Annotated in this window: 8 protein-coding genes; 5 read left to right on the top strand and 3 right to left on the bottom strand. The window is 66.5% G+C overall.

Going from position 1 to position 14,235, the window contains the following annotated elements; all coding sequences use genetic code 11:
* Window positions 1-128: 128 nt before the first annotated feature.
* Window positions 129-1,244 (bottom strand): saccharopine dehydrogenase NADP-binding domain-containing protein, encoded by a 1,116-nt coding sequence (locus LR961_RS00580; protein WP_232146490.1) that lies wholly within the window; start codon window positions 1,242-1,244, stop codon window positions 129-131.
* 161 nt (window positions 1,245-1,405) lie between these two features.
* Between LR961_RS00580 and LR961_RS00575 the strand changes: the two genes are divergently transcribed.
* From LR961_RS00575 to LR961_RS00555, 5 genes are all read left to right on the top strand, one after another.
* Window positions 1,406-1,729 (top strand): hypothetical protein, encoded by a 324-nt coding sequence (locus LR961_RS00575; protein ID WP_232146489.1) that lies wholly within the window; start codon window positions 1,406-1,408, stop codon window positions 1,727-1,729.
* Between the two features lie 131 nt (window positions 1,730-1,860).
* A complete protein-coding gene (locus LR961_RS00570) occupies window positions 1,861-2,205 on the top strand; it encodes an I78 family peptidase inhibitor (RefSeq protein WP_232149128.1) in 345 nt (114 codons plus the stop codon).
* 314 nt (window positions 2,206-2,519) lie between these two features.
* Window positions 2,520-6,974 (top strand): glutamate synthase large subunit, encoded by a 4,455-nt coding sequence (gene gltB, locus LR961_RS00565; RefSeq protein ID WP_232146488.1) that lies wholly within the window; start codon window positions 2,520-2,522, stop codon window positions 6,972-6,974.
* Window positions 6,975-7,191: 217 nt separating this feature from the next.
* Entirely contained in the window at window positions 7,192-8,637 is a 1,446-nt protein-coding gene (locus tag LR961_RS00560; RefSeq protein ID WP_232146487.1) for an FAD-dependent oxidoreductase, read from the top strand.
* A gap of 411 nt (window positions 8,638-9,048) precedes the next feature.
* A complete protein-coding gene (locus LR961_RS00555; protein WP_232146486.1) occupies window positions 9,049-10,083 on the top strand; it encodes an Ldh family oxidoreductase in 1,035 nt (344 codons plus the stop codon).
* A gap of 153 nt (window positions 10,084-10,236) precedes the next feature.
* Here the strand turns inward: LR961_RS00555 and LR961_RS00550 are convergent, their stop codons facing one another.
* Together LR961_RS00550 and LR961_RS00545 are read right to left on the bottom strand one after the other, a co-directional pair.
* On the bottom strand, window positions 10,237-12,633 hold the full coding sequence (locus tag LR961_RS00550) for a beta-L-arabinofuranosidase domain-containing protein (RefSeq protein ID WP_232146485.1): 2,397 nt from the start codon (window positions 12,631-12,633) through the stop codon (window positions 10,237-10,239).
* Window positions 12,626-14,230, bottom strand: coding sequence for an amidohydrolase family protein (locus LR961_RS00545; RefSeq protein ID WP_232146484.1), 1,605 nt, complete (start codon window positions 14,228-14,230; stop codon window positions 12,626-12,628). Before LR961_RS00545 ends, LR961_RS00550 begins: the two co-directional genes overlap by 8 nt.
* Between the last annotated feature and the right edge of the window lie 5 nt (window positions 14,231-14,235).

The raw sequence follows: 14,235 nt of genomic DNA, 5'->3' as shown, positions 1-14,235 counted from the left end.
CCGGTGGGCACCCCTGCCATTGGTTTGCTGAATGCTTCAGGGGACCGCAGTGCCGAGCCGAGCCGGGCACGGCAACCGGGCTGCGGAGACGGCCGCAGCGGCGCGGGTTCCGCCCTACCGGGTGCGCCTCACGAAACTTCACTGTCGATCTGCCAGCGCGCGAATTCGCTTTCGAAGTCCGCCAGGGTGAGCAGGCCGAGGCAGGCATGCGCGCCGGTTGGCAGCGCCTGACCGCCGGCCAGCCGGCGGGCCAGCAGCACTGCAGCGAAGGTGGGAATCTCCGGGCCATGCAGCATCGGTGCGGTGAGGTCCCAATGCACCGTGTGGGCGACGCCACCGCGCAGACCACGCAGGGTCACGCGCATGCCGCCGAGGTCGGTGCCGAAGCGGTCGAAGCAGCGCCCTGCACGCGCGAACACACCTGCGAGCGCCTCCATCGGCAACGGCAGGCCGATGCGCCGCAGTCCGGCGATGGCTGCCAGGCAGCGCGACAGGAACGGCAGCTCCAATGCCGCGCGGAAACGCACCGTCGCCACGCCGGGATAGCGCTGCACCAGCAGGTCGTGGTCGGGCACATCGCAGGGCGATGCCAGTCGCGGGGCGATATGCGCGAAGTTCACCGGCTGCGGATCAGACCAACCGACCACACGTTGCCAGCGGCCATCGATCCAGCCATCGAACCCCTGCCCGCAATACGACAGCACCGCGCGCACGGTGGCCATGCCCAGCGGCGTGGCCTGTGCCGGCGCGATGACGATGTCGATGCCGTGCAGCTGGTCGAACCGTGCGGCCAGCGCATCCACCACCGCACCGGACAGCGCTGGAAGGGTGCTCGCACCGCTGATCGCACTGCGCTGCGCCGCGCGCGCGGCAGCATCCAACTGGGCAGGAAAATCGCGGACGAAATCGCGCCCATCGGCCAGGTCGATGTAATGCATGCCGGCCTGCAGGCAGCTGTGGGCGACATCGAAGCCCTGCCCCTGGAACGGCCCGGCGGTGTGGATGACCAGGTCCGCGCCGGTGGCGGCAAGCGCGTCGGCGAAGCCGGCTTCGGCCGTATCCAGCCGGCACAGTTCGATACGCGACAGGTCCACGCCCGGCAGCCGGGCCGCCGCCTGCGCCGGGTTGCGGCCGGCGGCGATGACGCTGATGCCCGGCGTGATCGAGAGCGCCCGCACGATGCGTGCGCCGAAGTGGCCGTACCCCCCGAGTACGAGAACACGACAGCTTTCCTGCTGCGGCATTGGTACATCCTGTGCGGGTGAATGCGGGGATTATGGTTGAGTGGAGGTTGATTGCGGCGGGAGCGGAGCGAGCCGCACCTCAAACGTGCAGCCCCCACCTTTCACCCCGCGCTTACTCCCAGCGCCGCAGGCTGCACCTACTCCACACAACCGAGCACGCCATGCAGCGCATTCTTCTTCTGGCCGGCGTCAGCATCATCGCCACCGCCTGCAGCACCACGCAGGTTGCGCAGGTGCAACCCATCGATGGCGTGATTTCCGGCCAGTGCCACACCGACATGGTGCGTGGCGCCGTTGGCCTGGCCGCCGCGCCAAATACGGTTGAACGGGCACGCGTGGACAGCGACAGCCTGCAGGTCGATGTCGTCCGCAGCAACGCAGGCCAACAGCTCGCTTCGCAGCCACCGGCGACCACCAGCGGCGGCGACCGCCTGGTCATCGAGGTAGGCCGCACCAACAACATCACCACGCTGCGCTGCGGATAACCCCCACACGCATTGGTGCAGAGCGACGGTACACATTCAGACACAGGCGATATGCTTGGGGCGTCTTCCTATGCTCTGGAGTTCCGATGCAGTTCCTGTCGACGCCGCGCGGCCTGCGCCGCCCCGCCGCCATGATTGGCGCCCTTTCTCTGGCCCTGGCCCTGGCCGCCTGCAACGGCCCTGCGCCTGAAGAGCAGGAGCAAGCCCTGGACCAGGCCGCCCAGGCTGCCCAGGCCGCTGCTTCCACTGCCGAAGCCACTCCGCCGCCGCCGGCCAGCTGCGATGCCAGCCAGGTGCAGGGGCTGGTCGGTCAGACCTATTCCGACGCCGTGCAGACCCAGGCCAAGGAAGATTCCGGTGCCAGCGACGTGCGCGTGCTCAAGCCCAACCAGCCGGTCACCATGGAGTTCATCGGCGAGCGCCTGAACATCGAAATCGACGACAAGAACGTCATCAGCGGCGTGCGCTGCGGCTGAACAGGCAAGGGCCAAAGCCTTGTCCTGCAAGGCTTTGGTTGCGCAAGCAACGATGTATTGCGGCGCTGCAGCAACTGTGATCTAGTCGAGCGCATCCGGTGACCTCAGGGTGCGCTCCAGGAAGAGCACACCGTGTGCATTGGGTGAGCGCGAGGGCGCTTGTGCTGGTAAAGCCCGCCGTGACGGCGGCCACCACCGGCCTTTCCCCACACAGCCGAGCGATTCAGGACGGCGCGCCTCACTCCCGTGTGCATGGCGTGCTTGGCGAGCGGGCAAGAGTGTCGCCGCTCACCTGACATCGCTACGAGGCACAGATGGCCGCCGGTACCCCGCAAGGGCTTTACGACCCGCAAGACGAACGCGACGCCTGTGGTTTCGGCATGGTCGCGCAGCTCGACGACCAGCCATCCCGCCTGTTGGTCGATACCGCCATTGCCGCGCTCTCACGCATGACCCATCGCGGTGGCGTTGCCGCCGACGGGCTGACCGGTGACGGCTGCGGCCTGCTGCTGCGCAAACCCACGGTGTTCCTGCGCCAGCTGGCCGAAGAAGCCGGCATCCGTATCGGCCCCAACTTCGCCGCCGGCGTGGTGTTCCTGCCGCACGATGCCGATGCCGCACGGCGATGTCGCGACGAACTGGATGCACAGCTGCGCAACGCCGGCTGCCTGCCACGCGGCTGGCGCGAAGTACCCACCGATGACAGCGTCTGCGGCGAACTGGCCCGCGACACGCTGCCCAGGATCGAGCAGGTGTTTGTTGATGCCGACGCCAGCCAGAGCGCCGAGCAGTTCGCGCTGGCACTGTTCCTGGCCCGCCGCCGCAGCGAACAGCAGCTGCGCGATGTCGCCGACTACTACGTCACCACGCTAAGTGCCGAGGCGATCAGCTACAAGGGCATGGTGCTGCCGGACAAGCTGAGCACGTTCTACCCGGACCTGCAGCGCCACGAGCTGGCGTCCAGCGTGGTGGTGTTCCACCAACGCTTCTCCACCAACACGATGCCGCGCTGGCCGTTGGCACATCCGTTCCGCATGCTCGCCCACAACGGCGAGATCAACACCATCGAAGGCAACCGCCACTGGGCGCAGGCGCGCAGCAAGGTGTGGAAGACGCCGAAGTTCGACATCGCCGAATTCGACCCGGTGATTTCGATGCACGGGTCCGACTCGCAGAGCATGGACAACATGCTGGAGCTGATGGTCGCCGGCGGCATGGAGCTGATCCAGGCGCTGCGCATCCTGGTGCCGCCGGCAACCCAGTCGCTGGAATTCAAGGACGCCGACCTGGCCGCCTTCTACGAATTCCACGGACTGAACTGCGAGCCGTGGGACGGCCCGGCCGGCATCGTCGCCTGCGACGGCCGCTATGCGGCCTGCACGTTGGACCGCAACGGCCTACGACCCGCCCGCTGGATGCAGACCTCCGACCGCCACTTCCTGGTCGCTTCCGAGGCGGGCGTGTGGGAAGTGCCGGCCGAGCGCGTGGTGCGCAAGGGCAAGCTGGGGCCGGGCCAGATGATGGCCATCGACCTCAAGCGCGGCGACCTGCTCGACTCGGACGCGATCGACCGCATCAACCGTGCGCGCGCCCCGTACAAGCAATGGCTGCACCAGGGCGTCACCTATCTGCAGACCGAACTGATCGATCCGTCGCTGGCCGAGGAGCCGTTCGACGAGCCGACCCTGCGCAGTTACCACAAGCTGTTCCAGCTCACCTCCGAGGAAGTGGAGCAGGTGCTGCGGCCGCTGGCCGAGATCGGCCAGGAAGCCACCGGCTCGATGGGCGATGACACGCCCATCGCCGTGCTCAGCCGCAACACGCGGCCGTTGTACGACTACTTCCGCCAGGCTTTCGCGCAGGTCACCAACCCGCCGATCGATCCGCTGCGCGAAGAGTGCGCGATGTCGTTGAGCACCCAGCTCGGCAAGGAGACCAACATCTTCCACGCCGGTGCGGAGACGGTGAACCACATCATCCTGAACTCGCCGGTCCTGAGCCAACGCAAGCTGCGCCAGCTGGTGAAGATGGAGCAGTACGTCGACCGCAACCGTTTGATCGACCTGTCCTACAGCGTCGAGGAAGGCATCAAGGCCGGCATCGAGCGCATCTGCGCCGAGTGCGAACAGGCCGCGCGCGACGGCATGGTGATGCTGCTGCTGTCCGACCGCTACCCGGTGCCGGAACGGCCGATGGTGCATGCGCTGCTGGCCACCAGCGCCGTGCATCACCATCTCTCACAGGTGGGCCTGCGTTGCGAGGTCAACCTGATCGTCGAGACCGGCACCGCGCGCGATGCGCACCACATGGCCTGCCTGCTCGGCTTTGGTGCCACGGCGGTGTACCCGTACCTGGCCTACCAGACGCTGTTCGACATGGGCCGGCGCGGCATCCTGCAGCTGAAGAAGGGCGGTGAGGTTTCACAGATCGGCCGCAGTTATCGCAAGGGCATCTACAAGGGCCTGAGCAAGATCATCTCCAAGATGGGCATCTGCACCGTGGCCAGTTACCGCGGCGCGCAATTGTTCGAGATCATCGGCCTTGATCCGGATGTGGTGCAGCTGTGCTTCCCGGATGCCACCGCGCGCATCGGCGGCGTCAACCTGGCGCGGCTGGATACCGAAGCCCGCGAGCTGGCTGCACGCGCCTGGAACGAACTGGCGCCGGCCGAAGTGGGCGGCCTGCTCAAGTATGTGCACGGCGGCGAGTACCACATGTACAACCCGGACGTGGTGCTGACGCTGCAGCGCGCCGCGCGCACCGGCAAGGCCGAGGATTGGCGCAAGTACACGGACGCGGTGCATTCGCGCCCGACCTCGGCGCTGCGCGATCTGTTGCAACTCAAGCCGGCCGCCACACCGGTGCCACTGGATGAAGTGGAACCGGCCGAAGCGCTGTTCAAGCGTTTCGACACCGCCGCCATTTCGCTGGGTGCGTTGTCGCCGGAAGCGCATGAGGCGCTGGCAATCGCGATGAATCGCCTCGGTGGCCGTTCCAATTCGGGTGAAGGTGGCGAAGACCCGGTGCGTTACGGCACCGAGAAGCGCTCCAAGATCAAGCAGGTGGCCTCGGGCCGCTTCGGCGTCACCGCCGAGTACCTGGTCAATGCCGAGGTGCTGCAGATCAAGGTCGCGCAGGGCGCCAAGCCCGGCGAAGGCGGCCAGCTGCCGGGCCACAAGGTCAACGAGCTGATCGCGCGCCTGCGTTATGCAAAGCCGGGCATCGGTTTGATCTCGCCGCCACCGCATCACGACATCTACTCCATCGAAGACCTGGCGCAGCTGATCTACGACCTCAAGCAGGTCAACCCGGATGCGCTGGTGTCGGTGAAGCTGGTTTCGCATGCCGGCGTTGGCACGATTGCCGCCGGCGTGGTCAAGGCCGGTGCCGACCTGATCACCGTGTCCGGCCATGACGGCGGCACCGGTGCATCGCCGATCAGCTCGATCCGCTACGCCGGCGTGCCGTGGGAACTGGGCGTGGCCGAATCGCACCAGGCCTTGATCGGCAACGACCTGCGCAGCCGCACCATCCTGCAGACCGATGGTGGCCTGAAGACCGGGCTTGATGTGATCAAGGCGGCGCTGCTGGGTGCCGACAGCTTCGGCTTCGGCACCGGCCCGATGATCGTGCTGGGCTGCAAGTACCTGCGCATCTGCCACCTCAACAACTGCGCCACTGGCGTGGCCACGCAGGACGAGCGCCTGCGCGAAGGCTACTTCACCGGCCAGCCCGAGCGCGTGGAGAACTTCTTTCGGCTGCTGGCCGAGGAAGTGCGTGAGTGGCTGGCGCTGCTGGGTGCACGTTCGCTGGATGAGATCGTCGGCCGCACCGACCTGCTGGAACAGCTGGAAGTCTCACCGCGCGAAGGCGTCAAGGTGGATCTGTCGCGGTTGCTGGCGCCGGCCCGTTACGAAGGTTCGCACTGCGCGGCGCAGCGCCTGTACCAGTCGCCGGACAGCCTGGCCACGCAGATGGACAACCTGCTGGCCGATGCCATCGCGCACAAGCGCGGGGGCGAGCATCGCTTCCTGATCCACAACACCGACCGCTCGGTGGGCACCCGCCTGTCCGGCACCATCGCCCGCGCGCACGGCAACCACGGCATGGTCGATGCGCCGCTGAACCTGCGCTTCCGTGGCACCGCCGGGCAAAGCCTGGGTGCGTTCAACGTCGATGGCCTGAACCTGGAAGTGGAAGGCGAAGCCAACGACTACGTCGGCAAGGGCATGGCCGGCGGCCGGCTGGTGGTGCGTCCGCCACGCGGCGCGCGCTTCGAGGCCCGCAACACCGCCATCATCGGCAACACCTGCCTGTACGGTGCCACCGGCGGTGAGCTGTTTGCCGCCGGCCGCGCCGGCGAGCGCTTCGGCGTGCGCAACTCCGGCGCACTGGCGGTGATCGAAGGTGCCGGTGACCACTGCTGCGAGTACATGACCGACGGCATCGTCGCGGTGCTCGGCAAGGTCGGCCTGAACTTCGGCGCCGGCTTCACCGGTGGCCTGGCTTACGTGCTGGATATCGACCGTGATTTCGTGGACCGCTACAACCACGAACTGATCGACATCCACCGCATTTCGGCCGAAGGCTTCGAGAGCTACCGCCAGCACCTGCACACCCTGATCAGCCGTCATCGCGAGATGACCGGCAGCATCTGGGCGCAGCAGATCCTGGACGAGTTCCGCGATTACGTCGGCAAGTTCTGGCTGGTGAAGCCCAAGGCGGCCAGCATCGAATCGCTGGCTGCGGCGCTGCGCAACGCTGCATGAAGCCAGGAGCCCCTCTCCCGCAAGCGGGAGAGGGGTTGGGGTGAGGGCGCTTTGAAAGCAAGGCCCCTCATCCGCCCCTACGGGGCACCTCGCTCCGCGCCCCGGCCCAACACGGAGCGTTGGGCGTTCGACCAAGCGTGAGCCAGTGGCTCACGAGCAGCTTGCCCTCACCCCGCCTGCGGGAGAAGGGCTCCTCCCCAGACATCACGAGTCCGCCATGAGCCGCAAGCAAGCCTTCCAGTTCCTCGATCTCCCCCGCACCATGCCGCAACGCATTCCGGTGGAACTGCGCACGTCCGGCGATTGGGGCGAGCTGTACGGGAAATTCGACAAGGCCGATGCGCAGTACCAGGCCGGTCGTTGTCTGGACTGCGGCAACCCGTACTGCAGCTGGAAGTGTCCGGTGCACAACGCCATTCCGCAGTGGTTGCAGTTGGTGCAGGAAGACCGCATCCATGAAGCGGCAACGCTGTGCCATTCGACCAATCCGCTGCCCGAAGTGTGCGGCCGGGTGTGCCCGCAGGACCGCCTGTGCGAAGGCAGCTGCACGCTGGAGGAGTTCGGCGCGGTCACCATCGGTGCGGTGGAGAAGTACATCGTCGATACCGCGCTGGCCACCGGCTGGAAGCCGGACCTGCACGCGGTGCAGCCCACCGGCAAGCGCGTGGCCATCGTCGGCGCCGGCCCGGCCGGGCTGGCCTGCGCCGATCGGCTGGCACGCGCCGGCATCCAGGCGGTGGTGTTCGACCGCTATGAGCAGATCGGCGGCCTGCTGCAGTTCGGCATTCCCAGTTTCAAGCTGGACAAGAGCGTGATTGACCGTCGCCGCGAAATCCTCGAAGGCATGGGCGTTGAGTTCCGCCTGGGCGTGGAGATCGGCCGCGACATCACCGTCGATCAACTGCAGGCCGACTACGACGCCGTGTTTCTCGGCACCGGTGCCTACCGCTATACCGACGGCGGCCTGATCGGCCAGGACCTGAAGAACGTGCTGCCGGCGTTGCCGTTCCTGGTGCAGAACAGCCGCATCGTCGGCGGCAACGACCCGCATGGCCGGCCGATTGCCGGCTGGGAAGACCAGATCGCCCTGCCTGACCTCAACGGCAAGCGCGTGGTGGTACTGGGTGGCGGCGACACCGGCATGGACTGCGTGCGCAGTGCGATCCGCCTGGGCGCCGCACGCGTGACCTGCGCCTACCGCCGCGACGAAGCCAGCATGCCGGGCTCGGCCCGCGAAGTGGCCAATGCCCGCGAGGAAGGCGTGCGCTTCCTGTTCAACCGCCAGCCGCTCGCCATCGAAGCCGGTGCCGATGATGAAGTGATCGGCGTGACCGTGATCGAGACGCAGCTCGGCGCAGCCGATGCCAATGGCCGCCGCAACGCCGAGCCGATCGAAGGCAGCGAATCGCTGCTGGAAGCGGACGTGGTGATCATCGCGTTTGGCTTCTCACCGACATTGCCGGAGTGGCTGGGCGCGCAGGGCGTGGAAGCCACCAACAATGGCCGCATTGTCGCCGGGGGTGCCGGCCGCCTGCCCTACCAGACCCACAACCCCAAGCTGTTCGCCGGCGGCGATGCGGTACGCGGTGCGGACCTGGTGGTGACGGCGGTTGCCGAAGGGCGGGATGCGGCGGAGAGCATTGTTGCGTTGTTGAAGGAGTGAGGGGTTCGGGGGGTTGAGAGCTTTAGAAGCTTTTTTAAAGCTGCCCTCACCCCTACCCCTCTCCCGTAAACGGGAGAGGGGATTGCTTCGATCTCTTTTTGCTTCGGTCTTGGCTCCGCTACTTCGGCATGCGTCCGAAGCTAGGGCGCCAGAGCGCAGATAGTGCTTGCAGAAATCCCTTCTCCCGCAGGCGGGAGAAGGTGCCCTAAAGGGCGGATGAGGGGGCTTTGGCTTTGATCTTGCTTTCGGCCACTGCTCCCCATTCGGCATTTATCAGCATCAAACCGGTGGCTTTCAACGCAGCCACCGCGCTCCCTGCATGACACCATCGTCCCGCGCGCTTCTGCCGACGCACGGCACCTGTACGCCCGATGGATGCGCGCCCGATGATTCTGCAAGGAGCCGCATCCGATGATCCAACTGTCACTGGCCGACGCAGCCACGCTGGTCGCCACCATTCTTGCCAACGCCGGCTTTTCCGAAGGCCATGTGCGGACGCTGACCGACACCATCGTTGCCGGTGAGCGTGATGGCTGCACTTCGCATGGTCTATACCGCACCCTGGTCTGCACGCACTCGCTGCGCACCGGCAAGGTCGATGGCAACGCGGTGCCACGCGTGCATGACCAGGCGCCGGCCATCGTCCGCGTCGATGCGCGCGGCGGCTACTCGCTGCTGGCCTTTGAAGCCGGTCTTCCACACCTGATCGAGAAAGCACGCCACAACGGCATTGCTGCGATGGCGATCAATCATTGCGTGCACTTCTCCGCGCTGTGGCCCGAAGTGGAACGCCTGACCGACGCCGGCCTCGTTGGCCTGGCCTGCAATCCCAGCCATGCATGGGTCGCGCCCAGCGGTGGCCGCGTGCCGCTGCTTGGCACCAATCCGTTCGCGTTTGGTTGGCCCCGGCCGGACAAACCGCCTTATGTGTTCGACTTCGCCACCAGCGCGGTGGCGCGCGGCGAGATCGAGTTGCGGCGGCGCGCCGGTCAGCCGATTCCCGAAGGCTGGGGCATCGACGCTGCCGGCAATGCCACCACCGATCCGCAGGCCATCGTCGATGGCGGCGCGATGCTGACCTTCGGCGGCCACAAGGGTTCAGCGCTGTCGACCATGATCGAGCTGATCGCAGGGCCGCTGATCGGTGACCTCACCAGCCAGGAATCATTGCAGCTCGACGGCGGTGCGGGTGCCTCGCCGTATCACGGCGAGCTGGTGCTGGCGCTGGACCCGTCGCGCTTCATCAATGGTGACCCTGCGCCGCACGCCGCACGTGCCGAAGCGCTGCTGGATGCCTTCGTACCCAGTGGTGCGCGGCTGCCGTCACAGCGGCGCTATGAGGCCCGTGCGAGGAGTTGCGTGGACGGCGTACGCATTCCGGAGCAGTTGCATGCGGAGCTGTTGGCGCTGCGGGATGATCCTGCGATGCGGGTGATGCCGGGTTGAGCTGACGCTGCTGGCCCCTCTCCCAACGGGAGAGGGGTTGGGGAGAGGGTTGGGGCGCAGCCTCGCAATGCTGGGTCGCGAAGTACTTCGTACGAACCCTCATCCGCCCCTGCGGGGCATCTTCTCCCAGCGGGAGAAGGCGTTACGTGTGCTTCACGCCAACAACCACGCGCCGAACACCGGGCCGGCCGAATAGCCTGGTTCCGGTTCAATGCGAACCTGCCAGCCGCCATCGGTCGGTGCATGTAGCGCTGCCGGTAGCTCGTAGTCCACATCGATGAAGCGATCACCTCGGCCACCGTCCAACACTTCGTTGGCCAGCACCACGCCGTTGACCGCCACTGAGAAGCGGCGGCGATGTTCCTCGCCCCAGTAACGCAGCCGCAGTACCGTTGCCGGGCGCGTGCCACGCAATGCGAAGCTCATCTGCCCGCCGGTGCGCACGTCGCGCCCTTTCTGTCGCCGGTAGGCCAACGCGTACGAATTGCCTGTGGTGGTCAGCCGATGCGCGGCCTCGTCGGTGTCATCGCCCAGTTGCAGATGATCGATCCGGCGCTCGGCCACACGTGCCAGGTTTGCTGCTTCTGCCGCACGTTCGCGGTCGCGCCGTACCAGGGCGGCCTGATCCAGATGCCGGAAGTAAACGGCGTGACGCCGCTCATGCAGACTGTGGAAAGGTGCAAGGCGCAACCCCTGCGGATGCGATGGCAGCCGCACTTGGAACACGTCGCCATCCGGTGCGGCGGCAAATGCCGAAGCCATGTCATCGGCGGCGATCCACGGCTCCACGCCATCCCAGGGCTGATCGGCAGGACCAAGATCAGCCGCCAGCACGCACGGGCCACGGCGCAATGCCACCACCGTTGCATCGTCCGTGCACGGCTCCACCTGCAAAGTCATGCCGAACTCCAGCTGCACCTGGTCACCGGCGCGCCAGGGACCGGCCAGCTCCAGGTAGCCGGCACGCGCCTGCAGCACCTGCGGCGTGCCGTTGCGCTGTACGGTAACCGTTCCGGCCCATTGCGGCTGGCGCAGGCGTAGCCGCTGTAACGAGGCCGCGCGGTCGCCACTGACGGTCAGTCGCACCTGTCCATGCGCGGGCAGCTGCGATTGGAGTTGCAGACCAATGCCGCGTTGCGCATCTTCGAACGTGGCCGGGATGTAGAGGTTGACGGTGATGTCAGCCCCGTCCTGCCAGAAGATGTCATCGCTGAAGTTGGCGTGGCTCTCCATGCCGGTGCCCACGCAGCACCAGAACTCACCTTCGGGCTCGGAATACTTGCGCGCCTCGCCGGTCAGCATCGGCGTCATGTAGGTGAAACGACCGCCGTCCGGATGCTGCTGCGACAGCACGTGGTTGTACTGCGCGCGTTCGATGTAGTCGTAGTACCGCGCTTCGCCCGACCAGCGATACAGGTACCGCGACAGCCGAATCATGTTCAGCGTGTTGCAGTGTTCGCAGGTCTGCTCGGTGAGGTAGCGCGAGATCGTATCCGGCCCCTGGAAATACTCGCGGTCGGCATTGCCGCCAATGGCATAGCTGTGATGCCCGGTCACCCGCTGCCAGAAGAACAGCGCCGCTGCCGCATCGGACCGGGTGGCCTGCAACTCGAACTGGCGCGCGGTGCCGAGCAGTTTGGGGATCTGCGTGTTGGCATGCAGGCGGTTGAGTTGATCCTTGCCGGCAATGAGTGGATCAACCACCTTGTCGTGGTTGAAGCGCGCCGCCAGCCGCGACCAACGCGCGTTGCCGGTACGTGCGCCCAGCTCGGCCAGTGATTCCTGCATGCCACCGAACTCGCAGTCCAGCAGTCGCTGCATCTGCGCGTGGTCCAGCGGCGCCAGCTTGCCATCGATGTAGCCGGCAATGCCTTCCAGCACCAGCAATGCGTCCGCGTTGCCGCAGCAGCGGTGCGCATCGAGCAACCCGGCCAGCAGCTTGTGCCAGGTGTAGAACGGCGCCCAGCTGCCGTTGAGGTCGAACGGCAGGGCGCGGATGTCGCCGCGCGCGACTTCGTCCAGCACCACGCGGCCGCCTTCGATGCTGCCGTCGGCGCGCTTGCGGGTGAAGCCGGCCACATAGCCGTCGCCGCCCGCCAGCTGGCAGGCGCGAAGTTCGCTGACGATATGGTCGGCGCGCGCCTTGCAATCGGCCTTGCCGTTGTCCGCATACATCAACGACAACGCGCTCAGGTAGTGGCCCAGCGTGTGCCCGGCAATGGTGTCCGACTCCCAGCCGCCGTAAACCTCAGCCTTTACCGGCAAGCCTGCCTGCTCACGGAAGTTGTGCAGCAGGCGGTCGGCGGACAGCCGCATCAGATAGCCATGGGTGGCCTCCACCGAATCATGGAACAGCGATGGCGACAGGCGTACCCGTCCGCCCAAGGTCTGCCGCGACATCGTCGGTGCCAACGCCGCCGCCGTGTCGGCAAAGCCGAGCATTCCGGCTGCTGCGGCCATCGCACTCCAGGCCAGGAAGCGGCGCCGGTCCAGCGTCATCGCGCTGTGCCCACTGCAACCTGCCTCACCGCGCACGGAGTGCTCAGTCATCGTGCGCCACCTTCATCGGTGCGTCCGGCAGACCGGCGGCGGCCTTGGCCTGGCTGACCATGCGCCGCACATCGGCGCGCAGCTTGACCGCGTCGTAGACGATGCCGTCCTTGATGGTGAAATCCACGCCGCCGATGCGCTGCACCTTGTCGGTCGCATCATCCAGGCGGATGGTGCCGGTGCCGTACAGCAGCTTCAGGTTGGCGACCGGATTGCCACGCACCAGCACCAGGTCGGCCTTGCGCCCTACCCGCACGTTGCCGGCACGCTCTTCATGGCCAAGTATCTTCGCGCCGGCACCGGTGGCCGCGTGCAGCACTTCCAGTGAACTGAAGCCGGCTTCGCGCAGCAGCTCCATCTCCTGCACGTAGCCAAAGCCGTACAGGTTGTAGATGTAGCCGCTGTCGCTGCCCACGCCAACCAGGCCGCCACGGTTCTTGTAGTCGTTGACGAAGCGCATCCACAGGCCGTAATTACGGCGCCAGTCGACTTCGTGTTCCAGCGTCCAGTCGAACCAGTAGGAACCGTGGTGATGCCGGCTGGGCCGATAGAAGTCCCACAACGCCGGCATCGTGTAGGCGCCGTGCCAGCTGGCATTGGTCATGCGCATCAGGTCGCGGCTGGCCAGATAGGCAACGAAGGTGGGGCTGAGTGCGAAGTCGCGTTCCAGCAGTTCGTCGATCACCGCATTCCAGCGCTCGCTGCCTGGCTCGGCGGCCTGTTGCCACAGCCGCCCGGCCTCGGCGAAGCGCCATTGCTCGTCGGTGTTGTTGAACGCCACCGGCCACTGCTGCAGGCGGCGGTCGGTGAACATCGCCTCGGGCAGCCCGTACCAGTGCTCCATCGAATCGAGCCCATGCGCGGAGGTCTTGAGCACGTTGGCGTAGGCCACCATCTGCTGCGAATGGTGCATGGTGGTGCGCATGCCGATCTTCTCGGCTTCGTCCAGCGCGGCAAACAGTACATCCTCGGGGATCGAACCGATGAACTTGATGCCGTCGGCACCGCGCTTGCGGGCATTGCGCACCGCATCGCGCGCCAATGCCGGCGTGTTGATGCCCGGTTGGATCGCGTTGAAGAACGGATAGATGTCCAGGCGTGGCGCGACGATCTCGTTGGCCTCGCTGCGCCGCTTGACGTCGGCCATCCACTCGATCGGCTTGGCACTGCCCAGTTCGCGTGCGGTGGTCACGCCGTGGGCCAGCCACAGCTTGAGGATGTATTCCGGCGGTACGCCCTGGCTGTCATTGTCGCCATGCAGATGCACGTGCGTATCCACGAACCCCGGCAGCAGGGTGAAACCGGTGCCGTCGATTTCATGATCGCCGGCCGCCGCGCGCTTGTCGGCCTCGATGCCACCGGGCACGCCGATGGAACGTATCTCGGCGATGCGGTCGTTGACGATCACCACGTCGTACGGCCCCTGGATCGGCGCGCCGGTGCCGTCGATGATGTCGACATTGCGGATCACCAGCCGCGCATACGGCCCCTGCCCGGCGTCGCGCGCCGGTATGTCGGCGGCACTCGGGCCCGCCTGCACGTCCGCCATCTGGCACGTCAGCACGCCCAGTGCAGCGGCCAGCACCCATTTGTTCATTCCCA

Source organism: Stenotrophomonas sp. SY1, assembly GCF_021202945.1.
Classification (GTDB): domain Bacteria; phylum Pseudomonadota; class Gammaproteobacteria; order Xanthomonadales; family Xanthomonadaceae; genus Stenotrophomonas.
Note: the sequence above shows the minus strand (reverse complement) of the source record. Positions and strands in the feature narration are given on the sequence as shown.

What these genes read in the sequence shown, in the direction of transcription:
- LR961_RS00575 (WP_232146489.1), top strand. Translation starts at nt 1,406, where the DNA reads ATGCAGCGCATTCTTCTTCTGGCCGGCGTCAGCATCATCGCCACCGCC.
- LR961_RS00580 (WP_232146490.1), bottom strand. Translation starts at nt 1,244, where the DNA reads ATGCCGCAGCAGGAAAGCTGTCGTGTTCTCGTACTCGGGGGGTACGGC.
- LR961_RS00550 (WP_232146485.1), bottom strand. Translation starts at nt 12,633, where the DNA reads ATGACTGAGCACTCCGTGCGCGGTGAGGCAGGTTGCAGTGGGCACAGC.
- LR961_RS00570 (WP_232149128.1), top strand. Translation starts at nt 1,861, where the DNA reads ATGATTGGCGCCCTTTCTCTGGCCCTGGCCCTGGCCGCCTGCAACGGC.
- LR961_RS00555 (WP_232146486.1), top strand. Translation starts at nt 9,049, where the DNA reads ATGATCCAACTGTCACTGGCCGACGCAGCCACGCTGGTCGCCACCATT.
- LR961_RS00545 (WP_232146484.1), bottom strand. Translation starts at nt 14,230, where the DNA reads ATGAACAAATGGGTGCTGGCCGCTGCACTGGGCGTGCTGACGTGCCAG.
- gltB (WP_232146488.1), top strand. Translation starts at nt 2,520, where the DNA reads ATGGCCGCCGGTACCCCGCAAGGGCTTTACGACCCGCAAGACGAACGC.
- LR961_RS00560 (WP_232146487.1), top strand. Translation starts at nt 7,192, where the DNA reads ATGAGCCGCAAGCAAGCCTTCCAGTTCCTCGATCTCCCCCGCACCATG.